Raw genomic sequence first — 22,654 nt, forward strand, 5'->3', positions numbered from 1 at the left:
CAATAGGCTTGGTGAGCTTGCGAAATCGGGAAATTAATCTTCTAACCCTAACTCCTCACTAGACAGTTCACGCATTTTAAACTTCTGGATTTTCCCGGTGACCGTCATTGGGAATTCCTGCACAAATTTAAAGTAACGCGGCACTTTATAATGAGCAATTTTCCCTTTGCAGAAGGTGCGAATCTCTTCTTCTGTCATTTGCTTACCTTCATGTAACTTGATCCAAGCCATGACTTCTTCGCCATACTTTTGATCAGGTACACCAATCACTTGCACATCCGAAACATCTGGATGTGTGTACAGGAATTCTTCCAGCTCACGTGGGTAGATATTCTCCCCCCCACGAATAATCATGTCTTTAATACGACCTGTAATCGCCACATAACCATCCGCATCCATTTCTGCCAGATCGCCTGTATGCATCCAACCGGCTTTATCAATGGCTTTAGCCGTCGCTTCTGGGTTATTCCAATAGCCCAGCATCACACTGTAACCACGCGTGCATAATTCGCCTTTCTCGCCACGTTCTACGAGATTGCCAGATTCAGGATCAACAATTTTTACTTCAAGATGAGGGTGAATTGTCCCCACAGTAGCCACTCGTTTTTCAATTGGCGCATCTGGCTCAGTTTGGAAACTGACTGGACTGGTTTCTGTCATCCCATAACAAATGGTGACATCACGCATATGCATATGGCTGATCACTTTTTTCATCACTTCAATCGGGCAGTTAGAACCAGCCATAATCCCTGTGCGCAAACTAGAAAGATCAAAGTTATTAAACTCTGGGTGTTCCAGTTCAGCAATAAACATAGTCGGTACCCCATAGAGGGCCGTGGCTTTTTCTTCTTGTACCGCTTGCAAGGTTACATAAGGATCAAAGCCATCCGAAGGGTAAATCATGGTTGCACCATGAGTAACACAACCTAAATTCCCCATCACCATGCCGAAACAATGATACAAAGGGACAGGAATCACTAGGCGGTCTTGTGCACTAAAATTCATCCGACGCGCGACAAAGTAACCATTATTCAAAATGTTATGATGCGATAAGGTGGCACCTTTAGGTGCGCCTGTAGTGCCGGAAGTATATTGAATATTAATCGGGTCATCGAACTGTAAACCCGCTTGGATACTAGCTAATTCCGCTTCAGTCACTTGATCATGCATAGAAATCAGATCAGACCAAGTCCACATGCCTTCAGTCGCTAGATCTTCATCTAAACAAATGACACGTTTTAATTCAGGTAGGCGCTGGCTATGAAATTTATTCGGAACACTGTCTTTCAGCTCAGGACATAGCTCACAAATCATATTCACATAACTTGAGCTTTTAAATTCCCCCTGCAAAATAAGCGTTTGTGCCCCTGATTGACGCAAAGCGTATTCTAGTTCGTGTACCCGGTAAGAGGGATTAATATTCACGAGAACGGCACCGATTTTTGCCGTTGCAAACTGGGTAATACACCACTCGGCATTGTTGGGCGACCAAATCGCCACACGATCACCCACTTGCACGCCCATTTTTAATAAACCACGGGCACACTCATTCACTGCTTGCTGCAGTTCAAGGTAGGTGTAACGCAAACCTTGATGGCGTGAAATCAGTGCATCATTTTCTGGATATTGCGCCACCGTTTGATCAAAAAGATCGCCGATGGTCATCCCCATTAAAGGGGTATCACTAGTACCGCTAACATAGCTCAATGGCTTACTCATAACCAACCTTCCGTTTATGTTTATTGTTGTGTTTTACATACTTTGGGGGTTGTGAGCGGGCGAAAGCCGCGCTGCAAGGTGAAACTTATTTTTGTTATGCCTTACAGACGCTTAAGCTGGGTGGTCTCGATCAAGTGACCCAAGATTTAAGAGGCTGCTCGCTGCGCTTTTTCGCGCTTGCGTACCTCACTTAATGCGCTTAAACAGCGCTCCTCAGCTGAAGCGAGTTCCCTCTGCAAGTTTTCTATATCTTTCAGTTGCTGCTCCATATCAGCACGTTTACGCGCCAAAATATTCAGCATGTATTCTAGTTGCTTCTCATCCCCTTCTCGGGTGGAGTCATACATGTCAAAAAGCTCACGCGTTTCTGCCAAGCTAAAACCTAGACGCTTTCCTCTTAAGGTAAGCATTAAGCGCACTCGATCTTTCTCACTGTAAATACGCGTTTGCCCTTGACGGCTAGGCGCTAGTAAGCCTTGCTGCTCATAGAAACGTATGGTGCGCGTAGTAATTGCGAATTCTTTGGACAAATCACTAATTGAATAGGTCTTGGCTTTCATCACGACAACTCACTGTACTTTGGTGGTACTCTATATAAAGTTTACGTTTACGTAAAGGTGAAAATAACCTTTTTTGTGCTTTGGCTTACCAAGGTGACAGACATTTTTAATCAGCACAAAGCACACCAGCATTGACAAAAGATCCTTTGCAAAGCGTGCATTTTTCATCAACTTGCCCCTTTGCTGCAAAGCACAATATTGTCTAGCTTGGTAGGGTACAGCCTGTACTAACCTCGACGAATGCGCCGATAAGCAGTCGGGGCTAACCCCATCACTTTTTTGAAAAGACGAGAAAAGTAATAGCTATCTTCATAGCCAAGCGCATAGCTAATTTCACTAATGCTTAGGCTTGTCTGATCAAGAAGATGGCAGGCATGCTCGATTTTCATTTGTAAAAAATGCTGAATCGGCGCCAACCCCGTTAAGGCTTTATAACGATGAATAAAATGATACTTAGACAAGTTCGCTTGTTCTGCCAAAGTATCGACTTCTAGACGGGTATGCAAATTAGCCTGCATATGCGCCTGAATACTGGCTAAATCTAACCCTTGACGCCGATGCGGTGTTTGCACAGGAAGCACCAAGGTAATGTAACTTAACAACTGACGCATTTGGCTTGCCGTATGCAAAAGGGCATGGCGTCGATATCCGGTATTACGTGCTTCTAACAAAGAAGCAAATTCACTCATAAGACGGGCTGAGATCCCTACAGATAAACAACGGTAAGGACGCTCGCTTTCATAGCTTAAGGAATCAAATAAGAGGCTCGCTAATTCTCCCTCAAAATGCACCCAATACAAGGTCCATGGAGTTGCTTCTGAGGTTTGATACTCATGTGCTACCCCTTTTGGCAAAATCAACACATCACCTGCTTGTACTTTGAGTAAGGTCTCTGCCACCCTGGCCTGCGCCTCCCCGCCGGTGCAATAAATTAATAGCCAATCATCTGGGCAATCTCTACACATGCGATGGCCTAGTGCCTGCTGATAATACCCAAAAGAAACCGGATACAAGGAGGCAGTAAGCGGATGGGTTTTAAGCTCATCACGAATAAATTTCGGCATCACAAAACGCACACTGCCTTGGGGAAGCGGCCAATCAGAAGGATGAGACACGAAAGTTTTACCTCCTTATTTTTTAACCCAAGATAGCAATATAGTCCATTAAGCACACAACTTAGTCAATCGTGATTCGCCGGCTGCCTATGCTAGCTTAATTTCTGATCATGTAGCAGACTCAGTAAGTCGCTCAACAACACTAAGCTTTGACCTTAAGGTCAACATCAACACACAAGAACAAAAAGCACCTTTTAAGTGCATTATCCAAGGGTAGACATATGACAAAGCAGGTTCCTCTTTATATTCAAGGTGAATTCGTCGCAGGTGAAGGTGATCTCATCGATGTCACCAATCCAGCGAATAATCAGGTCATCGCGCAAGTTGCTAGTGCTAGCAACGCACAAATGCAAGCAGCGATTGCCAATGCCAAGGAAGCTTTTCAAACTTGGAAAGAAACCCCAGTTTCTGAGCGCGCGCGCTTAATGATGCGTTACCAAGCACTACTGAAAGAGCATCACGACGAACTTGCAGAAATTCTCGCACAAGAAACTGGTAAAACCTTTGAAGATGCTAAAGGTGATGTTTGGCGTGGGATTGAGGTTGTCGAGCACGCAGCCAATATTCCTTCTTTGATGATGGGCGAAACAGTCGAAAACGTAGCACGCGAAATCGACACTTATTCTTATATTCAGCCACTGGGTGTTTGCGCAGGTATCACCCCGTTTAACTTCCCGGCCATGATTCCTTTGTGGATGTTCCCTATGGCCATTGCTTGTGGTAACACCTTTATTTTAAAGCCATCCGAGCAAGATCCGCTCACGCCTATGCGTTTAACTGAGCTGTTCGAGCAAGCAGGCGCACCTAAAGGGGTATTACAAGTTGTACACGGCACCAAAGAACAAGTGGATGTTTTGCTCACCCATGAAGATATCAAAGCGGTTTCTTTCGTAGGTTCTGTGCCAGTCGGTCAGTATATCTACGAAACCGGTACACGTCATATGAAACGTGTCCAAAGTTTCGCAGGGGCTAAAAACCACATGGTGATTATGCCAGATGCGGACAAGCAACAGGTCATTAACAACCTGGTCGGGGCTTCCGTTGGTGCTGCAGGTCAACGCTGTATGGCGATTTCTGTTGCTGTCTTTGTCGGCCAAGCGCAGGAATGGATCCCAGAATTAAAAGAAGCACTTGCTAAAGTACGTCCTGGTATTTGGAACGACAAAGGCGCCAGCTATGGCCCTGTCATTTCACCTAAAGCAAAAGAGCGCATTTGCAATCTCATTCAACAAGGTGTGGATGCCGGCGCCGAACTCTTACTCGATGGCCGTGATTGTGTCGTCAGTGAAAGCCCTGAAGGTAACTGGGTTGGCCCGACCTTGTTTACCAAGGTTACGCCAGAGATGCCGATTTATCAGGAAGAAATTTTCGGCCCTGTCTTGTCTTGTGTCGAAGCGGCCTCTTTGGAAGACGCTATTGCCCTGATCAATGCCAGCCCCTTCGGTAATGGTACCTCTATTTTCACTAGCTCAGGCGGTGCAGCACGCAAATTCCAGCACGATATCGAAGTCGGTCAAGTAGGCATTAATATTCCTATCCCTGTGCCCCTTCCTTTCTTCTCATTTACAGGTTGGAAAGGCTCTTTCTACGGTGATCAACACGCTTACGGCAAGCAAGCGGTACGTTTTTACACAGAAACTAAAACCATTACCGCACGTTGGTTTAGTGCAGAAGCTGCCACTGGCCCTAACTTCTCCATTCAAATGAAGTAGCATCCCGAATGAAGTAGTATCCAGTTTTGCCTTCTCACTTGCGTATACCTCCGTTAGTGAGAATCAGGCAGAGGGGGACACTGGCATACATCCTTGGATGCGTGCCAGTGTTTTGTGCTTCTGCGCCAAGTAAAAATTCCTGATTAGGGCTAGACACTTAAATCAATTGACGTTAACGTTAACTTCAACCAAGCAACCGCTTGTTTAGTCTGCATCTTAATGATCCACCTTCATGATTATAGATGCAGTACAGGCAGGTTCCTTGCGAATGCAAGGAAAGCACCCCATCGCTATTAAGCTGCTTTCCTTCACCTCGCCGGCCCTATAGCTTGAAAGGATAAGGGTATGGATTTTAATCTAACAGAAGATCAAGTTGCTTTTCGTGATGCGGCCCATGCTTTCGCCGTTAATGAATTAGCCCCAAATGCAGCGCATTGGGATGCAGAACATATTTTTCCTATTGATGTGATCCGCGCCGCAGGTGAAATGGGATTTTGTGGTCTTTACACACCAGAGTCTTTAGGGGGCATGGGGCTCTCTCGTTTAGATGCCAGCATTATTATTGAAGAGCTGGCAGCAGGCTGTACTTCCACCACAGCCTATATCACCATTCACAATATGGTGACGTGGATGATTGCCAGCTTTGCGGCAGACGAGTTAGCTCAGGCTTGGGTCCCTGATTTAGCCACTGGCGTTAAACTCGGCTCTTACTGTTTGACAGAACCTAATGCAGGTTCCGATGCAGCCTCACTACGCACAAGCGCTCGCTTAGAAGGCGACACCTATGTACTCAACGGCTCCAAGATGTTTATTTCTGGCGCAGGCAGTACCGACGTTCTCTTAGTCATGGCGCGTACAGGGGATGCACAATCGGGCGCAAAAGGTATTTCCGCGTTTCTGGTCCCTGCTCAGAGTGAAGGCATTATCTATGGCAAAGCCGAAGAAAAAATGGGTTGGAATAGTCAACCCACCCGCCTCATTACCTTTGATAATGTACGAATCCCTGCCAGTCATCTCCTAGGTCAAGAAGGCGACGGCTTTAAAATTGCCATGAAAGGTTTAGATGGCGGCCGTATTAATATTGCCACCTGCTCCTTAGGTGCAGCCCATGCGGCCTTAATCACCAGCCGCAATTACATGCATGAGCGCAAACAGTTCGGTAAAACACTTGCAGATTTCCAAGCCCTGCAATTTAAAGTCGCAGAAATGGCCACTCAGCTCACTGCAGCACGACAAATGGTACGTTTAGCGGCTTTTAAACTCGATCAAAAAGATCCTGAAGCTAGCTTGCATTGTGCGATGGCCAAACAATTTGCTACCGATGCTTGTTTTAACGTATGCAATGAGGCCATTCAATTGCATGGCGGTTATGGTTATATTCGTGAGTATCCTTTGGAACGTTATATGCGAGATGCGCGCGTGCATCAAATTCTTGAAGGTACCAATGAAATCATGCGCTTAATTGTTGCGCGCCGTGTATTAGAAGAAGGTGTATTGGAGGCAATTCAATGAGCAATAAACTCGTATTAGAAAAGCAAGGCCCAATTGCAATTTTGACGATTAATAATCCGCCTGCAAACACTTGGGATGATGAATCTTTACCTGCATTAAAAACCTTGATCACAGAGCTCAATGCAGATAGATCTATTTATGCACTTGTGGTGACTGGCCAAGGCAATAAATTTTTCTCTGCCGGTGCGGATCTGAATAAGTTTGCTGAAGGCGATAAAGCCGTCGCGCGCCAAATGGCACGTATTTTTGGCGAGGCTTTTGATGCACTGACCCACTTCCGTGGTGTTTCTATCGCGGCAATTAATGGTTATGCCATGGGCGGTGGCCTTGAGTGTGCCCTTTCTTGTGATATTCGTATTGCTGAAGAACAAGCACAAATGGCCTTACCTGAGGCGAAAGTTGGTTTGCTTCCTTGTGCAGGCGGCACCCAAAACCTGCCTTGGTTAGTTGGTGAAGGCTGGGCTAAGCGGATGATTTTGTGCGGCGAGCGCATCACAGCACAAAAGGCACTCGAAATTGGCCTGGTAGAAGAAGTCGTCCCGCAAGGCCAAGCCTTAGCAAAAGCACTTGAGTTAGCCAAGTTGGCATGTCAGCAAAGCCCAAGCTCGATTGCTGCTTGTAAAACCCTAGTGATGAATGCCCGTACGGATTCTTTACCTAATGGTTGGCGTTTAGAACGTGAACTCTTTGTCGATCTGTTTGATACCCAAGATCAAAAAGAAGGGGTGCAAGCTTTCCTAGAAAAACGTGCCGCACAATGGAAGAATGCCTAATGACAGATGCCGTCGTAATTTTTGAGACGCTTGAGACTCAAGATGGCTTACGTCTTGGTGTTGCGCGTCTTAACTCACCAAAATCTTTAAATGCTTTATCTTATGAGATGATACAAGCCTTGTATCCTCAACTGAGCCAATGGGCACAAGATGACAGTATCTGTGCCGTTTGGCTGGAAGGCAGTGGCGATAAAGCTTTTTGTGCTGGTGGTGATATTGTCCAGCTGTATAACTCCATGCGGGATACACCAGAAGGTGCCTACAATCCTTATGCAGAGCGTTTCTTCACTGACGAATATCGCCTAGATCACCTGATTCACACGTACCCTAAGCCAGTCATTTTATGGGGACATGGCATTGTGATGGGTGGCGGTTTAGGTTTAAGTGCTGGCGCAAGTCACCGTGTAGTCACGGAAAAATCCCGTATTGCCATGCCAGAGATCACCATTGGCTTATATCCAGATGTTGGCGGCAGCTTTTTCCTGAACCGGATGCCAGGACGTGTTGGCTTATTCCTTGGCCTCACAGGCACCAGCATTAATGCGGCGGATGCCTTGTTTGTCGGTCTTGCAGATCGCTTTATCACACACGCCCAAAAAGCCCAAGTCCAACAGCAACTCTTAGCTTGCTCATGGCAAGGGCAGAATGCTCACGCGCAGGTGACCCATGTGCTGCGTGAATTTGAGACCCAAAGTCAAGCTGACTTACCAACTTCACCAGTACGAGCGCATTTTGATGTTATCCAACAACTGACGGATGCGGATACCCACGTAGAGCGTGCGCAAAACATCATGGCTTATGCCGGCGAAGATCCTTGGTTACAAGGGGCTGCCGAGCGTTTACGTGCTGGCTCACCTTTATCCATGTTGGTTATTCAGGAACAACTAGAACGTTGCCGCCATTTATCTTTAGCGGAGGTCTTTCGCAGCGAGTTAAGCCTCTCTGTGGCCGCTTGCCATCAAGGAGAATTCCAAGAAGGGATACGCGCGCTTTTGATTGATAAAGATCGCCAACCTCAATGGCGTTATGACCAAGTGAATACCGTTAATCAAGAGGCACTTGCTGCCTTTTTTGCTACCCCTTGGGCCAGCGAAAAAACGCATCCTCTTGCGGATTTATAAACCATTTTTTGATTTGTGAGGCTCTTTCAAGGAGCCTCCGCGCACAACAACAATAATAGAGCAAGGAGTGATTTTACCATGGCAACTATTGGATTTATCGGCTTAGGCAATATGGGCGGCCCTATGGCGGCAAATTTGGTCAAAGCTGGCCACCAAGTGCGTGTTTTTGATCTGGTTGCTGAGGCAGTTGCTGGCCTCGTTGCCCAAGGGGCACAAGCTGCTGCCAGCGCTTTAGAAGCAGCACAAGATGCAGATTTTGTGGTTTCTATGTTACCGGCTGGCCAACACGTAGAAGCTTTATATCTGGGTGAACAAGGTCTATTGGCCCAGTTAACGCCAAGCACAACCCTCATTGATTCATCCACGATTTCCCCTGAATCTGCACGGAAGGTTGGCCAAGCCGCAGCGCAAGCAGGGATTCCTTTTGTTGATGCCCCCGTGTCTGGCGGTGTAGGTGGTGCACAGGCAGGCACCTTAAGCTTTATCGTCGGTGGAGAGGCCAAGACCTTTACCCAAGTCAAGCCCATTTTAGAGGCTATGGGTAAAAATATTTTTCATGCAGGCGATCTAGGTGCCGGTCAAGTAGCCAAAGTCTGTAATAATATGCTTTTATCCATTTTGATGTGTGGTACGGCAGAAGCCTTAGCGCTCGGCGTAAAAAATGGCCTAGATCCTGCGGTGCTTTCTGAAATTATGAAGCAAAGCTCTGGTGGTAACTGGGCACTTAACGTTTACAATCCTTGGCCACAAGTGATGGAAAATGCGCCTGCAAGTAAGGGTTATCAAGGTGGTTTCCAAGTGGACTTGATGGCTAAAGATCTGGGTTTAGCCACTGAAGTTGCCCTCGCAAGCAAAAGCAGTACCCCTATGGGTAGCCTAGCGCGTAGCCTTTATAGCTTGCATGCACAACAAGGCAAGGGCAAACTGGATTTTTCTAGCATTACACAACTTTTCGCTGACGTCGAATAAGGACTTGCTTACAGGGGAAATTCAAGGTTCCCTGTGCACTGGACTCACCTATAACCTTGCATTGGTTAAGGTTATAGGTTTTGAGCATCTTCGATGCTCTACGTATAAGTTTTCCTGCGTACAATAAGAATAAACACACAAAGGGACACAGCTATGACGTATTTTGCAGCGCACGCACAGGCTTTGCGTGATCCTGAAGGTTTCTGGGCGCAACAAGCGAAACTCATTCCTTGGTTTCGTCAACCTAGCCGAACTCTCACAGAAAATCCCGATGGAACCCACCAGTGGTTTGCTGATGGTGAGCTGAATTCCTGCTATATCGCACTCGATTATCAAATCGAACAAGGACGCGGCGAGCAAATCGCTTTAATCTATGATTCTCCTGTCACCGAAACCAAAACCCAATTCACTTATCAAGAATTAAAAGACAAGGTTGCACATTTTGCAGGTGCTTTAACCTCCCTTGGCGTAGGCAAGGGTGATGGCGTCATTATTTATATGCCCATGGTGCCAGAAGCGGGTATTGCTATGTTGGCTTGTGCACGCATTGGCGCCATTCATTCAGTAGTTTTTGGTGGTTTCGCGCCACATGAGCTGGCCATTCGTATTAATGATGCCAAACCTAAAGTCGTCTTAACCGCTTCCTGTGGGATTGAATTTACCAAGGTCATTGAATACAAACCCTTGGTAGATGCCGCTTTAGAACAAGCCGAACACAAACCAGAACGTGTGGTCGTCTTACAGCGTCCACAAGCACAAGCTGAATTAAAGGCTTACCGAGACGTTGACTGGTATCAAATTCAAGAATCCATCAAGCCCGTTGGCTGTACGCCCGTCAAAAGTACCGATCCTTTATATATCATGTACACCTCAGGCACCACGGGCAAACCAAAAGGGATTGTACGCGATAATGGCGGCCATGCCGTGGCCCTTTTGTATGCGCTGCGTAATGTGTATGACATGCAAGCCGGCGATGTTTGGATGGGATGTTCAGATGTCGGTTGGGTAGTTGGTCATTCCTTTATTATGTATGCGCCTTTAATGGGGGGATGTACCAGTGTCTTTTTTGAAGGCAAACCTGTACGTACCCCAGATGCAGGCACTTTCTGGCGGATCGTCGAAGAATACAAAGTCAATGGTATGTTTGCAGCACCAACCGCTTTTCGTGCGATTCGTAAAGAAGATCCAGAAGGTGAGTATTTCCGCCAATATGATGTGTCTTCTCTTAAACATATTTTTGTCGCTGGTGAAAAACTAGACTCCCCAACCTATCATTGGCTACACGAAATTGCACAAAAACCGATTTATGATCACTGGTGGCAAACCGAAACCGGCTGGCCGGTTACAGCGCCTTTAACTGCTTTAGGTGCAACCGATTTACGCATAGGTTCCACGAATCGCCCAGTACCTGGCTATGATGTGCAAGTGTTAGATGCGCAAGGCCAAGCCGTTGCTGCCAATGAAACCGGCAGTATTGTCATCAAGCTACCTTTACCACCTGGTTGTGCACAAACTTTATGGCAAGATCATAGCCGATATTTGAACTCCTATTTAGGCATGTTCAAAGGCTATTATCACACTGGGGACGGCGGCTACATTGATGAAGACGGTTTTGTGTACATTATGGGGCGTACTGATGATGTCATTAACGTCTCTGGACACCGTTTATCAACCGGTGAAATGGAAGAGATTGTCGCCACACATTCTGCCGTGGCTGAATGCGCCGTCATTGGCGTCCATGATGATTTAAAAGGACAAGTGCCTGTTGGTTTGATTTTGTTAAAAGACGGTGTAGAGATAGATCCACAAACTCTAGAGCAAGAATTAGTCGCAAAAGTCCGCCAAGAAATAGGCGCGATTGCTTGCTTTAACCGCGCTTTAGTGGTGGATCGTCTTCCTAAAACACGCTCTGGAAAAATTCTGCGCGCTATTTTGCGCAAAATTGCCAACGGCGAAACCTATAACCCACCTTCAACGATCGATGATGAAAGCATTTTGCCAGAAATCACTGATCGTATGCGTCAAGAAGGGCTTGTCTTACAAGCTTGATAGATGAATGCCAGCCTAGGTTGACGTTAACGTCAACCTAGGTTCTAACCCTTGCCATTACTTGCGTGGGCATCCTTGTATCAAGATTCTCTTATCTAATTCAAAAGGTTAAAAAAAGCTTGTGCCCCTGCGTAAAAATCGTTATGTTTACCTTTACGTAAAGGTCACAAATCAAGCAGGCAAATTTAGTTTCTTAGTAGAGATTAAATTTCAGCCCGCAGCAGCATAGATAAAAACAACAATCAGCGTCCGCCACTCACTTTTAGTTGAAGCTAAGACACGCGCTGCGAGGATATGACAACTTATGAGCCAAGATTTTGTACTGGAAACCCAAGGACTAACAAAAGAGTTTAAAGGGTTTACCGCCGTCGATAACGTTAACCTTCAGGTACAGCGTGGACATATTCATGCTCTGATTGGCCCAAATGGCGCAGGTAAAACGACCTGTTTTAACCTACTCACTAAGTTCCTCACGCCGACTCGAGGCACTATCTTATTCAATGGTAAGGATATTACCGATACCGCGCCTAATCAGATTGCACGCTTAGGTATGGTGCGTTCTTTCCAGATTTCCGCCGTTTTTCCACATTTAAGTGTGTTGGAAAACGTGCGCATTGCCCTACAGCGCAAGCTCGGCACTTCGTTTCACTTTTGGAAATCAGAACGCACACTCAATGACTTAAATGATCGTGCGATGGAGTTATTAACTTCCGTTGGTTTAGAAAGCTACGCTAATACAGTCACAGTGGAGATGCCTTATGGGCGCAAGCGCGCTTTAGAACTTGCTACCACCTTAGCGCTTGAGCCTGAACTTATGCTGCTAGATGAACCAACCCAAGGTATGGGACATGAAGATGTCGATCGCGTAGTAGAGTTGATCAAGCAAGTGGCGGTTGGTCGCACTATCCTTATGGTCGAACACAATCTGCATGTGGTATCTCATTTGTCTGATCGTATTACAGTATTGGCTCGCGGTGCTGTACTTGCAGAAGGTGATTACGAGACTGTCTCTGCTAATCCACAAGTTCGCGAAGCTTATATGGGAACCGCTGCTGAGGAGGATGCCGCATGACCAGTGCCAATCGTGCTGATTATGAACAGTTACGTTTAGCGGATTTACATGCCTTTTATGGTGAATCCCATATCCTGCATGGGATTGATATTAAAGTAAATCGCGGTGAGCTTGTCACCTTACTGGGACGTAATGGCTCTGGGCGCACCACTACCTTACGCGCCATTATGAATATGGTTGGCAAGCGTACAGGCTCGGTCATGATTAATGGCCGCGAAACTTTAGATGTGCCAGCACACCAGATCGCGCGTTTGGGTGTTGGTTACTGCCCTGAAGAACGTGGTATTTTTGCAAGTTTGAATGTAGAAGAGAACCTCATGTTGCCACCGACAGTACGCAGTGGTGGTATGAGCTTAGATGAAATCTACGACATGTTCCCTAACCTTTACGAACGCCGCACCAGCCAAGGCACGCGTCTTTCTGGTGGGGAACAGCAAATGTTGGCTATGGCACGCATTTTACGTACCGGAGCAAACTTGCTGCTTCTTGATGAAATTACTGAAGGTTTAGCCCCTGTCATTGTACAAAAGCTAGGTGAAGTACTGACACAGCTAAAAAATAAAGGTTTGACCATTGTTTTAGTAGAGCAAAACTTCCGCTTTGCTGCACCCTTAGCAGACCGCCATTACTTAATGGAACACGGTACCATTGTGGAAGAAATTCAAGCGCACGAATTGCAAGATAAGATGGATATTTTAAACACCTATTTAGGGGTTTAAGCACAGGTTTAAGCAGGAAAGTATGCACTAGCGCATGACTTTAGATTCAAGTTTGCGTTAGGCTAGCCACTTCACTCTTAAAACGTGCATCCGTACGCAATAACAGAGATGAAACTCAACACCGTAACAAGAATAACAATGACGGAGATTAATTATGACTCTCACTAAAAAACTCCTTGCGACTGCGGTTATGTCTGCAATGGCGGCCACAAGTACACTGGCACAAGCAGGTCAGTATTCTGACGATGAAATTCGTGTTGCCTACCTTGCGGATATGTCAGGTACTTACTCTGCACTTTCTGGTCCTGGGGGTTTAGAAGCGGCCAAAATGGCCATCGAGGACATCGGTGGTTCCATTAACGGTAAAAAAATCACTATTGTTTCTGCTGACGATCAAAACAAACCGGACATTGGTGCCAATAAAGTACGCCAGTGGATCGATGTCGATAATATCGACATGGTCGCCGGTATGGTAGCCTCTTCGGTAACAATCGCAGTAAACAAGGTTGTTGAGCAAAAGAATAAAATTTCTTTAGTGTCCGGCTCGGCGGCTTCTAGTATTACCAATGAATACTGCACCCCAAATAGTATTCACTGGGTCTATGACACCTATGCACTTGCCCACGGCACTGCTAAGGCTGTTGTACAAGAAGGTGGTAAATCTTGGTTTATGCTCACTGCCGACTATGCCTTTGGCCATGCACTAGAGCGTGACGTGGAAAAAGTTGTACAAGAAAATGGCGGTGAAATCGTTGATAAAGTACGCCATCCGTTCCCAACAAGTGACTTTTCTTCCTTTATCTTGCAGGCACAAGGTTCAGGTGCACAAGTCATTGGCTTAGCGAACGCTGGGGCAGACACCACCAACTCACTGAAAACAGCGTCTGAATTTGGTATCACGCAAGCGGGCCAAAAACTTGCTGGTCTGCTTATTTTCTTGAACGATGTTCACTCTCTTGGCTTAAAAGTAACCCAAGGCCTGCAATTAACGACAGGCTTCTATTGGGATCGCACTGAAGAAACGCGTGCTTGGTCACAACGTTACTTCGAGCGTACTGGCCGTATGCCTACCATGGTGCAAGCCGGGGTGTATTCTAGTTTGATGCACTACTTTAAAGCAGTGCAAGCTGCAGATACAGATGAAACCCAAGCTGTACTTCAGCAAATGCGTGATACTCCAGTCAATGATTTCTTTGCACAAAACGGCAAGATTCGCATCGATGGCCGCATGGTACATGACATGTATCTAGCAGAAGTGAAAAAGCCCGCTGATTCTACTAACGAATGGGATCTGTACAAGGTTTTACGTACCATTCCAGGTGACGAAGCTTATCGCCCACTTTCTGAAAGCCAGTGTAAACTTGTACAAAAGTAAGCGCACTTTCATAAATTAACTTCCCCCCTTTCCAATTGGTATCCACAAGCCTTTGTTTCGATCAAGCAAAGGCTTGCTAGGGGGGCTTTGTCTGTCAAAAAAACATGGCGTGATTCACGCATATTCTAATAACAAGGTGTGTACAAAGGGTCTGGACTATGACAGAGCTGCTCGGTATTCCACCTCAGGTACTCTTCGGTCAAATGCTGATCGGCCTGATTAACGGTTCTTTTTATGCTTTATTGAGTTTAGGTCTGGCAATTATTTTTGGACTACTCAATATCATTAATTTCTCGCATGGTGCCCAATATATGTTGGGGGCTTTTGCTGCTTGGTTAGGCTTACAATATTTTGGTGTTAATTATTGGGTTGCCTTAGTATTAGCCCCAGTTTGTGTTGCTGCTTTTGGTATTTTATTAGAACGTACCCTATTAAGACGCTTATACCGTGAAGACCATCTCTATGGCTTACTTTTAACCTTCGGTTTAGCCTTAATTATTGAAGGTTCTTTTGTGCATTGGTTTGGTGTTTCTGGACAACCCTATGCGGTACCAGAAAGCTTACAAGGTGGACAAAACCTTGGCTTTATGTTCCTGCCTACTTATCGTGGTTGGATTATTGTTGCCTCTTTAGTAGTGTGCTTTGGCACTTGGTACATGATCGAGCGTACACGCCTGGGTGCTTATTTACGTGCTGGTACTGAGAACCCACAATTAATGCAGGCTTTCGGTATTAATGTTCCTTTACTTATTACTTTAACTTATGGCTATGGTGTCGCACTTGCCGCCTTAGCCGGTGTACTTGCAGCGCCTATTTATCAAGTTAGTCCAGTGATGGGCTCTAACTTACTGATTACTGTATTCGCTGTGGTCGTTATTGGGGGCATGGGATCAATTTTAGGATCGATTTTAACTGGATTATTAATGGGCTTAATTGAGGGTCTAACCAAAGTTTTTTATCCAGAAGCATCCTCAACCGTGATTTTCTTAGTGATGATCATCATTCTTCTAGTACGCCCTGCAGGCTTATTCGGTAAGGAGGCTTAACATGATATCCAAATCCGATAATCCCAAGGTGCTCTACGGTGTTTTACTCGGTCTAGCCATTTTAGCACCCTTGGCTATTTATCCTGTGTTCCTGATGAAGGTGCTCTGTTTCGCCTTATTTGCCAGTGCATTTAACTTACTCCTAGGGTATGTTGGCCTGCTTTCTTTTGGGCATGCCGCCTTTTTAGCCACGGGGGGATATATTACTGGACATATTCTTACCCAGTGGGGCTTATCCACCGAGTTAGGGATTATTTTCGGTACGCTAGCTGCAACCGCTTTAGGCTATATCTTTGGTAAACTGGCTATTCGCCGCCAAGGGATTTATTTTGCCATGATCACGCTGGCATTAGCCCAATTGGTCTTTTTCCTCTTCGTACAAGCGCCTTTTACTGGGGGGGAAAATGGTCTTCAAGGGATTCCGCGTGGCAACCTCTTTGGTCTAATCAGCCTGCAAGATAATTTATCCATGTACTATTTCGTACTGGCAATTTTTATCTTTGGCTTTGCACTGATTCAGCGCACCATTCATTCACCCTTTGGTCAAGTTCTCAAGGCCATTCGTGAAAACGAACCACGTGCTATTTCTCTAGGCTATGATGTTGACAAATATAAGCTACTTGCTTTTACTTTATCAGCTGGCCTTGCAGGTTTGGCAGGTTCAACTAAAAGTGTTGTCTTCCAATTGGCGTCGTTAACCGATGCCCACTGGCACATGTCAGGTGAAGTCGTGTTGATGACCTTATTAGGTGGTGTTGGGACCTTATTTGGTCCAGTTGTTGGCGCAGCTACAGTGGTTTCTTTGCAAAATTACCTTGCACAAGGCCCTCTTGGTTCTTGGGTTACGGTGATTTTAGGCTTAATTTTTGTGATCTGTGTACTGGCATTCCGCTCAGGTATTGTCGGCGAAATTCAGAAGTTTATGCGTAAAAACTTCGAATAAATACTCGCTTTATTTGCTATTGGTTTTTGTAGTCCATCTCTGTGCCCTTTGAGCCTACCTTCGGGTAGGCTTTTTTGCTGAAAAACCGCTTATAGCTACCGACTTTGTATTGCCATCTGCTTGCACTTTGATACAGTTAGTAAACTTACGTAGCTGCTTCAACCGTCATGGGTTTATGACAGACTTAAGCCTCTCAAGCTTTATAAGAGGCTTCGCATACACAAGGACCTTCAATGCCTACACCAATTGTCATTTGTGATGACTCCAGCCTAGCCCGCAAGCAGATGGCTAAAGCGCTCCCTGCTGAGTGGGATATAGAAATCAACTTTGCTTGTGATGGCCAGCAAGCTCTAGAAGCCATACGTCAAGGGTTGGCTGATCTTTTATTTCTCGATTTAAATATGCCCAACATGGATGGTTACCAAGTCTTGGAGACCATACGTCGCGAAGACCTACCAACTCTAGTGATCGTCGTCTCTGGCGATGTACAAGAAGAGGCTTACCATAAAGTATCCCAATTGGGTGCTTTGGCTTTTCTGCCCAAACCGATTGACTCACAACGCGTACAACAGACTTTAAAAGATTTTGGCTTAACCCCAGCACTTAAAACCCATGCTGAGCCTCAAACCCAGATGGATTTACCTACTGAGACGAACGCCTATGGTTTCAAATTAAAGGAAGTCATGCAGGAAATTGTCAATGTTGCTATGGGGCAAGCAGCAAGCTTATTTGCGCAAGTGCTGAAAGTCTTTATTGAGCTCCCTGTTCCTCAAGTCAATATTTTGCAAGCCAGTCGCTTACAAAATGCGCTCAGCCGCGTAGAACAAAGGGGCTCCATTTCTGTTGCTTGCCAAGGCTTTACGAGTATGGGAATTGCCGGTGAAGCCTTATTACTTTTCAGAGATGCCAGCTTCACCGATTTAGCCAAGCTCACCCATTACCCAAATGCTTTAGATCGTGCTGCCGAATTAGAATTATTGACAGATATGGCCAGCATTCTGATTGGTGCCTGTGTTAAAGGTTTATCTGAGCAACTCGATTTGGACTTTAGCAAAGGCCACCCAGTGATTTTGGGCCAGCATAGCTCTTTACAGGGTATTTTTCGCCCACATTCAGAGACTGAGAATCAGCATATTTTAGCCATTAAAATTGATTACAAAATTAGCAGCCACAATATAGACTGCGATCTTTTATTACTTTTTCCTGAACCCTCAATGCGCGCATTAGAGGAACGTCTTAGCTATATTGTGGAGGGGCACTAATGCAGGATAATATCGAATTTGCTGAAATCCACTGGCTATTACAAGTACTACAAAATATTGATATTGGCTTAGTTGTTTTAGACCGCCAATATAATGTCCAACTATGGAATGGTTTTATGGAAAACCATAGTGGGCGAACTTCAACCCAAGTGAAGGGCAAAAATTTATTTCGTCAATTCCCCGAACTTAATGAAAGCTGGTTAAGACGTAAAGTCGATAGCGTCTGGAATCTTGGTGTACAGGCTTACACCACTTGGGAGCAAAAACAAAATATTTTTCCTTTCCGTAGCTATCGCCCGCTCACAGGACATGCACAGTGGATGTACCAAAACTTAACGATTCTTCCTTTAACTAATGTAAGCGCTTCTATTAGCCATGTATGTTTGCTTTTACATGATGTGACTGAAGTTGCCAGTGCACAACTGGGATTACAGGATGCTAATACACAGCTTGATTTTTTAAGCCGTACCGATAAGCTCACTGGCTTAAATAATCGAGGGACTTGGGAAACACTACTACAACAGCATTTTCATCAATATCAAAGAACCCAAGAACCAGTTTCGTTAATTATGTTTGATATCGACCATTTCAAACGGATTAATGATACTTATGGACACCCAGCAGGCGATACTGTAATTCGCTCCTTGGCACAACATTTGCATCAAAGTGTGCGCGAACAAGACGTTGCCGGACGTTATGGTGGTGAGGAATTTGGTGTTATTTTACCCGCTACTTCTCAAGGACAAGCGGTCCATTTCGCCGAATCTTTGCGTCAAAGCGTGGAAAGTCTGGTGTTGCGTCATGAACATCTTAGTTTAGGTATGACCATCAGTTTGGGTGTTTGCGAATTGAAATCATCTATTCGTACCGTAGAACAATGGCTACATTTAGCAGATCAAGCGCTTTATGCCGCAAAACACCAAGGGCGCAATTGTGTATGTACCGCCTAGTCTTTTAAAGCAGCAGCCTTGATCAGTGCTTGCGTATAAGGATGTTGTGGTTGGCTAAGGATAGCCTCAGTTGCACCAGATTCGACGAGCTTTCCCTGATACAACACATAAACTTGATGGCTTAAAGCACGTACCACAGCCAAATCATGACTAATAAACAGGTAAGCTAATTGATATTTGGCTTGCAGGTTTAATAGCAAACCAATAATTTGTGCTTGTACACTTAAATCTAATGCCGATGTCGGCTCATCTAGAATCAGCACTTGCGGCTGTAAGATTAGTGCTCGCGCTATCGCAATTCGTTGGCGCTGCCCACCAGAAAATTCATGCGGATATCGATGCCGACTTTCTGGCGCTAACCCCACCTCTTGCAACACTTGAATCACTTGCGCTTCTACCTCAGCGACCGATAGTGCCGGATAATGCAAATACACCCCCTCACTTATGATTTGGGCCACACTCATACGCGGGCTCAAACTACTAAAAGGATCTTGAAAAACCATTTGTATTTCTTTACGCCTGGCCCTTAAATGTGCTTGCTGACAGTTGTGAACTGCTTGTCCTTGCCAATAAATTTCCCCTTGATCTAGGGGCAACAAACGCAAAGCAGCTAAAGCGGCTGTGGTTTTTCCTGAGCCACTTTCACCAACTAAAGCCAAAGTTTGCCCTTGATGTAAACGAAAACTGAGCGCATTAATCCCTAACTTATATTCATATTCACGCCGTGGACGCCAAAAAGGTTTAGGTAAAGGAAAACGCACACGCACTTGGTTTAATTCCAATACGCACTTTGATGTTTGCTGTGATACAGGGGCTTTACCCGGCTGACTAGCAAGTAAAGTTTGTGTGTAGACGTGTTGTGGGTTTTGGTAAACCTGTTGAACTTGACCTTGTTCTAAAATATGTCCTTGACGCATCACAGCGACTTGATGTGCATAGCGTTGTACTAGGTTCAAGTCATGACTAATCAGCAAAAGCGCCATCTGATATTTGTGTTGCAACTCGCATAGTAAATCTAGAATTTGTGCTTGTACGGTGACATCTAAAGCAGTTGTTGGCTCATCTGCAATCAGAATTTTTGGTTCGTTGGCCAGTGCCATCGCAATCATGACCCTTTGCCTCTGACCACCTGATAGTTGATGTGGCCGAGCTTGTGCTAAGGAAGCCTCTAATCCGACTTGCGTTAAAAGCACCTGCATACGTTCATAGGCTTGCGCTTTCGTCAAATGTGGCTGATGCCAGTACAGACTTTCTAAAAGTTGCTTTTCGACCTGATGCAATGGATTTAATGCCGTCAGTGGCTCCTGAAAAATCATGCTAACTTGTGCGCCACGTATTTGGTGCCACTGGGTTGCAGAAAGAGATTGCATATCTTGTTTCTGAAGTTGCCAGCTTTGCACTTGCATTTGTAAATCTTTTGGCAAAAGCTTCATTAAAGCTAATGCAGTTAAAGACTTACCGCTTCCACTTTCTCCTACCAATGCCAATGTTTGCCCTGGGAAAAGGGCCAAATCCACAGTTTGGACTAAAACATCTTGTCCATGCGTAATGGTGAGACCTTGGATTTCTAGGATGGGGTTTGGCATTTCAACCTCTAGCATTAAGACGCAAATACAGCACGGGGATCAAACGCATCCCGCAGACCTTCACCAATAAACACTAATAAAGACAGCAAGATAGCTAGAGTGGCAAAAGCACTTAATCCTAACCAGGGTGCCTGTAAATTATTTTTCCCTTGCGCCAACAACTCCCCCAAAGAAGGTTCACCTACTGGTAAACCAAAACCTAGAAAATCTAAAGCCGTTAATGTCGTGACGGCCCCAGTAAAAATAAAAGGCATAAAAGTTAAACTAGCCACCATCGCATTAGGCAAAATATGACGCCTAATAATCGAAAAATTAGACACTCCCAAAGCACGTGCAGCACGTACATAATCTAAATTGCGACAACGCAAAGTTTCCGCACGCACCAGATCTACAAGGGTTGGCCAACTAAATAAACTCATAATCGCTAATAACCACCAAAACCCAGGCTGAATAACACTTGCTAGAATAATTAGAATAAATAAAGTGGGCAATCCAGACCAAATTTCTAAAACTCTTTGACCGATCAAATCAACCCAACCAGCATAATAACCCTGTAGTGCACCTATTAAAATACCTATACTACTTGTAATTAAGGTGAGCAACAAAGCAAAAGCAAGTGATATACGCGTGCCATATACAACACGGGTCAGTACATCTCGACCCTGATCATCTGTTCCTAACCAGTGTTTGCTGTCTGGGGGAGAAGGGGCAGCCTGTGGCAAATCATAGTGTATCGTATCATAATAAGACACTAACGGCGGCCAAATCACAGTTGCTTGGGCTAATAATTCTTGTACATAAGGATCTAGGTACTCTGCCTCAGTCGCAAACTCTCCCCCAAAGTGGGTTTCAGGATAAAAGTGCAGAATAGGAAATAGCCACTCGCCCTGATAAATAATTAATATTGGTTTATCATTTGCAATCCATTCTGCACTCACACAAAAGCATAAAATAATTGCTAGTATCCAAGTAGACCAGTACGCACGTTTGTGCTGACGAAAGATGCACCAACGTCTTTGATTAATCGGACTGAGTTTAATTAGCATCATTAAACTTTCTCCCGCGATTGAAAATCAATTCGAGGATCTACCCACATATAAGTAAGATCACTGAGCAGCTTCAGCAGTAAACCGACTAGCGTGTAAATATATAAGGTTGCAAAAATAACAGGGTAGTCTCGCTGCATAATAGCTTCAAAGCCCAATAATCCCAGACCATCCAATGAGAACATAACTTCTATTAATAAAGAGCCTGTAAAAAATATCCCTATAAGAGCACTTGGCATCCCTGCAATAATAATCAGCATTGCGTTTCTAAAAACATGACCATAAAGGATACGTTTTTCTGTCAGTCCTTTAGCACGTGCAGTTAATACATATTGTTTATAAATTTCATCTAAAAAGCTATTTTTTGTTAATAACGTCAGTGTAGCAAATCCAGAAATGACACTAGCACTAACGGGTAAAATAAGATGCCAAAAATAATCTAAGATCTTTTCCAAGGTGGTCATGGAAGCAAAGTCATCTGAGGTTAGTCCACGCAGTGGGAACCAATCTAAATAACTGCCACCAGCAAAAATTACAATTAACAATAATGCAAATAAAAAGCTAGGAATAGCATAAGCAATCACTAAAATACTCGATGTAGCCACATCAAAAGATGTACCATGACGCACTGCTTTTTTAATCCCTAACGGGATAGAAATTAAATAAATAATCAGTGTTGACCATAAACCCAAGGAAATAGACACTGGCATTTTATCTAACATAAGGTCAAGTACACTTGCATCACGAAAGAAACTCTCACCAAAATCAAAGCTTAAATATTGCTTCAACATAATAAAAAAGCGCTCATGCGCTGGACGATCAAAACCAAAACGCGCTTCTATTTCCGCGATAAGATCGGCATCTATTCCCTGAGAACCAGAGTAATTTCCCGTATCATTTTGGGCATTCATTTGTTCAGAGGCGGCGCTAGTGCCTAAACGTGTGCTGGCTTGCGTATTGTCGAGACCTTCTAACTTGGCTAATACTTGCTCAACTGGCCCTCCTGGAGCAGCTTGAATAATAATAAAATTTAATAATAAAATGCCAAAGAGCGTGGGTATCATCAATAAAATACGCTGTATTAGATAGCTCCACACTTAGCCATCCTCCTTTTATAAAAAAATG

19 protein-coding genes are annotated in these 22,654 nt (G+C 44.9%); 13 read left to right on the forward strand and 6 right to left on the reverse strand.

The window, feature by feature from the left end:
- Nucleotides 1–33: 33 nt before the first annotated feature.
- The 3 genes from BMX05_RS09120 to BMX05_RS09130 form a co-directional block, all read right to left on the reverse strand.
- Nucleotides 34–1,719 carry an AMP-binding protein gene (locus tag BMX05_RS09120; protein ID WP_093310584.1) on the reverse strand — a complete coding sequence of 562 codons (1,686 nt, stop codon included), beginning with the start codon at nt 1,717–1,719 and terminating at the stop codon, nt 34–36.
- Nucleotides 1,720–1,865: 146 nt separating this feature from the next.
- The gene (locus BMX05_RS09125) at nt 1,866–2,279 is read right to left on the reverse strand and encodes a MerR family transcriptional regulator (RefSeq protein WP_093310586.1); all 414 of its coding nucleotides are present in this window, start codon (nt 2,277–2,279) and stop codon (nt 1,866–1,868) included.
- 227 nt (nt 2,280–2,506) lie between these two features.
- Complete coding sequence (locus tag BMX05_RS09130) at nt 2,507–3,394, reverse strand: AraC family transcriptional regulator (protein ID WP_093310590.1); 888 nt, start codon at nt 3,392–3,394, stop codon at nt 2,507–2,509.
- Between the two features lie 221 nt (nt 3,395–3,615).
- On the opposite strand from BMX05_RS09130, the gene BMX05_RS09135 reads away from it, so the two are divergent.
- From BMX05_RS09135 to BMX05_RS09195, 13 genes are all read left to right on the forward strand, one after another.
- Nucleotides 3,616–5,106, forward strand: a complete 1,491-nt coding sequence (locus BMX05_RS09135; RefSeq protein WP_093310593.1) for a CoA-acylating methylmalonate-semialdehyde dehydrogenase — start codon at nt 3,616–3,618, stop codon at nt 5,104–5,106.
- Nucleotides 5,107–5,451: 345 nt separating this feature from the next.
- Nucleotides 5,452–6,618 (forward strand): acyl-CoA dehydrogenase family protein, encoded by a 1,167-nt coding sequence (locus BMX05_RS09140; protein ID WP_093310596.1) that lies wholly within the window; start codon nt 5,452–5,454, stop codon nt 6,616–6,618.
- Nucleotides 6,615–7,391 (forward strand): enoyl-CoA hydratase, encoded by a 777-nt coding sequence (locus BMX05_RS09145; RefSeq protein WP_093310600.1) that lies wholly within the window; start codon nt 6,615–6,617, stop codon nt 7,389–7,391. Before BMX05_RS09140 ends, BMX05_RS09145 begins: the two co-directional genes overlap by 4 nt.
- The gene (locus BMX05_RS09150) at nt 7,376–8,512 is read left to right on the forward strand and encodes an enoyl-CoA hydratase/isomerase family protein (protein ID WP_245710641.1); all 1,137 of its coding nucleotides are present in this window, start codon (nt 7,376–7,378) and stop codon (nt 8,510–8,512) included. The genes BMX05_RS09145 and BMX05_RS09150 overlap by 16 nt, the downstream gene beginning before the upstream one ends.
- A 15-nt stretch (nt 8,513–8,527) precedes the next feature.
- Entirely contained in the window at nt 8,528–9,481 is a 954-nt protein-coding gene (gene mmsB, locus BMX05_RS09155) for a 3-hydroxyisobutyrate dehydrogenase (RefSeq protein WP_281246221.1), read from the forward strand.
- A gap of 153 nt (nt 9,482–9,634) precedes the next feature.
- On the forward strand, nt 9,635–11,530 hold the full coding sequence (locus BMX05_RS09160) for a propionyl-CoA synthetase (RefSeq protein WP_093310609.1): 1,896 nt from the start codon (nt 9,635–9,637) through the stop codon (nt 11,528–11,530).
- 304 nt (nt 11,531–11,834) lie between these two features.
- A complete protein-coding gene (locus BMX05_RS09165) occupies nt 11,835–12,602 on the forward strand; it encodes an ABC transporter ATP-binding protein (RefSeq protein WP_093310613.1) in 768 nt (255 codons plus the stop codon).
- The gene (locus BMX05_RS09170; RefSeq protein ID WP_093310615.1) at nt 12,599–13,321 is read left to right on the forward strand and encodes an ABC transporter ATP-binding protein; all 723 of its coding nucleotides are present in this window, start codon (nt 12,599–12,601) and stop codon (nt 13,319–13,321) included. The genes BMX05_RS09165 and BMX05_RS09170 overlap by 4 nt, the downstream gene beginning before the upstream one ends.
- A gap of 154 nt (nt 13,322–13,475) precedes the next feature.
- Entirely contained in the window at nt 13,476–14,696 is a 1,221-nt protein-coding gene (locus tag BMX05_RS09175; RefSeq protein ID WP_093310620.1) for an ABC transporter substrate-binding protein, read from the forward strand.
- Between the two features lie 158 nt (nt 14,697–14,854).
- A complete protein-coding gene (locus tag BMX05_RS09180) occupies nt 14,855–15,742 on the forward strand; it encodes a branched-chain amino acid ABC transporter permease (protein WP_093310624.1) in 888 nt (295 codons plus the stop codon).
- A gap of 1 nt (nt 15,743) precedes the next feature.
- A complete protein-coding gene (locus BMX05_RS09185; protein ID WP_093310627.1) occupies nt 15,744–16,685 on the forward strand; it encodes a branched-chain amino acid ABC transporter permease in 942 nt (313 codons plus the stop codon).
- A gap of 233 nt (nt 16,686–16,918) precedes the next feature.
- Complete coding sequence (locus BMX05_RS09190) at nt 16,919–17,947, forward strand: response regulator (protein WP_093310630.1); 1,029 nt, start codon at nt 16,919–16,921, stop codon at nt 17,945–17,947.
- The gene (locus BMX05_RS09195) at nt 17,947–18,897 is read left to right on the forward strand and encodes a GGDEF domain-containing protein (protein ID WP_093310634.1); all 951 of its coding nucleotides are present in this window, start codon (nt 17,947–17,949) and stop codon (nt 18,895–18,897) included. The genes BMX05_RS09190 and BMX05_RS09195 overlap by 1 nt, the downstream gene beginning before the upstream one ends.
- Here BMX05_RS09195 and BMX05_RS09200 read toward each other — a convergent pair.
- The 3 genes from BMX05_RS09200 to BMX05_RS09210 are packed head-to-tail and all read right to left on the reverse strand — an operon-like array spanning nt 18,894 to nt 22,626.
- Nucleotides 18,894–20,483 (reverse strand): ABC transporter ATP-binding protein, encoded by a 1,590-nt coding sequence (locus BMX05_RS09200; protein ID WP_218139023.1) that lies wholly within the window; start codon nt 20,481–20,483, stop codon nt 18,894–18,896. The two genes, BMX05_RS09195 and BMX05_RS09200, sit on opposite strands and share 4 nt — an antisense overlap.
- A gap of 14 nt (nt 20,484–20,497) precedes the next feature.
- On the reverse strand, nt 20,498–21,532 hold the full coding sequence (locus BMX05_RS09205; RefSeq protein WP_218139024.1) for an ABC transporter permease: 1,035 nt from the start codon (nt 21,530–21,532) through the stop codon (nt 20,498–20,500).
- A complete protein-coding gene (locus tag BMX05_RS09210) occupies nt 21,532–22,626 on the reverse strand; it encodes a microcin C ABC transporter permease YejB (RefSeq protein ID WP_093310643.1) in 1,095 nt (364 codons plus the stop codon). Before BMX05_RS09210 ends, BMX05_RS09205 begins: the two co-directional genes overlap by 1 nt.
- Nucleotides 22,627–22,654: the final 28 nt, after the last annotated feature.

Origin of the sequence: Allopseudospirillum japonicum (assembly GCF_900108915.1) — a bacterium.
Lineage (GTDB): Bacteria > Pseudomonadota > Gammaproteobacteria > Pseudomonadales > Halomonadaceae > Pseudospirillum > Pseudospirillum japonicum.

Bases quoted from the DNA above. Each gene is read 5' to 3' on its own strand.
- BMX05_RS09185 (WP_093310627.1), top strand. From the start codon at position 15,744: ATGATATCCAAATCCGATAATCCCAAGGTGCTCTACGGTGTTTTACTC.
- BMX05_RS09120 (WP_093310584.1), bottom strand. From the start codon at position 1,719: ATGAGTAAGCCATTGAGCTATGTTAGCGGTACTAGTGATACCCCTTTA.
- BMX05_RS09145 (WP_093310600.1), top strand. From the start codon at position 6,615: ATGAGCAATAAACTCGTATTAGAAAAGCAAGGCCCAATTGCAATTTTG.
- BMX05_RS09180 (WP_093310624.1), top strand. From the start codon at position 14,855: ATGACAGAGCTGCTCGGTATTCCACCTCAGGTACTCTTCGGTCAAATG.
- BMX05_RS09175 (WP_093310620.1), top strand. From the start codon at position 13,476: ATGACTCTCACTAAAAAACTCCTTGCGACTGCGGTTATGTCTGCAATG.
- BMX05_RS09160 (WP_093310609.1), top strand. From the start codon at position 9,635: ATGACGTATTTTGCAGCGCACGCACAGGCTTTGCGTGATCCTGAAGGT.
- BMX05_RS09190 (WP_093310630.1), top strand. From the start codon at position 16,919: ATGCCTACACCAATTGTCATTTGTGATGACTCCAGCCTAGCCCGCAAG.
- BMX05_RS09135 (WP_093310593.1), top strand. From the start codon at position 3,616: ATGACAAAGCAGGTTCCTCTTTATATTCAAGGTGAATTCGTCGCAGGT.
- BMX05_RS09205 (WP_218139024.1), bottom strand. From the start codon at position 21,532: ATGATGCTAATTAAACTCAGTCCGATTAATCAAAGACGTTGGTGCATC.
- BMX05_RS09200 (WP_218139023.1), bottom strand. From the start codon at position 20,483: ATGCCAAACCCCATCCTAGAAATCCAAGGTCTCACCATTACGCATGGA.
- BMX05_RS09140 (WP_093310596.1), top strand. From the start codon at position 5,452: ATGGATTTTAATCTAACAGAAGATCAAGTTGCTTTTCGTGATGCGGCC.
- BMX05_RS09125 (WP_093310586.1), bottom strand. From the start codon at position 2,279: ATGAAAGCCAAGACCTATTCAATTAGTGATTTGTCCAAAGAATTCGCA.
- BMX05_RS09150 (WP_245710641.1), top strand. From the start codon at position 7,376: ATGGAAGAATGCCTAATGACAGATGCCGTCGTAATTTTTGAGACGCTT.
- BMX05_RS09195 (WP_093310634.1), top strand. From the start codon at position 17,947: ATGCAGGATAATATCGAATTTGCTGAAATCCACTGGCTATTACAAGTA.
- BMX05_RS09165 (WP_093310613.1), top strand. From the start codon at position 11,835: ATGAGCCAAGATTTTGTACTGGAAACCCAAGGACTAACAAAAGAGTTT.
- BMX05_RS09170 (WP_093310615.1), top strand. From the start codon at position 12,599: ATGACCAGTGCCAATCGTGCTGATTATGAACAGTTACGTTTAGCGGAT.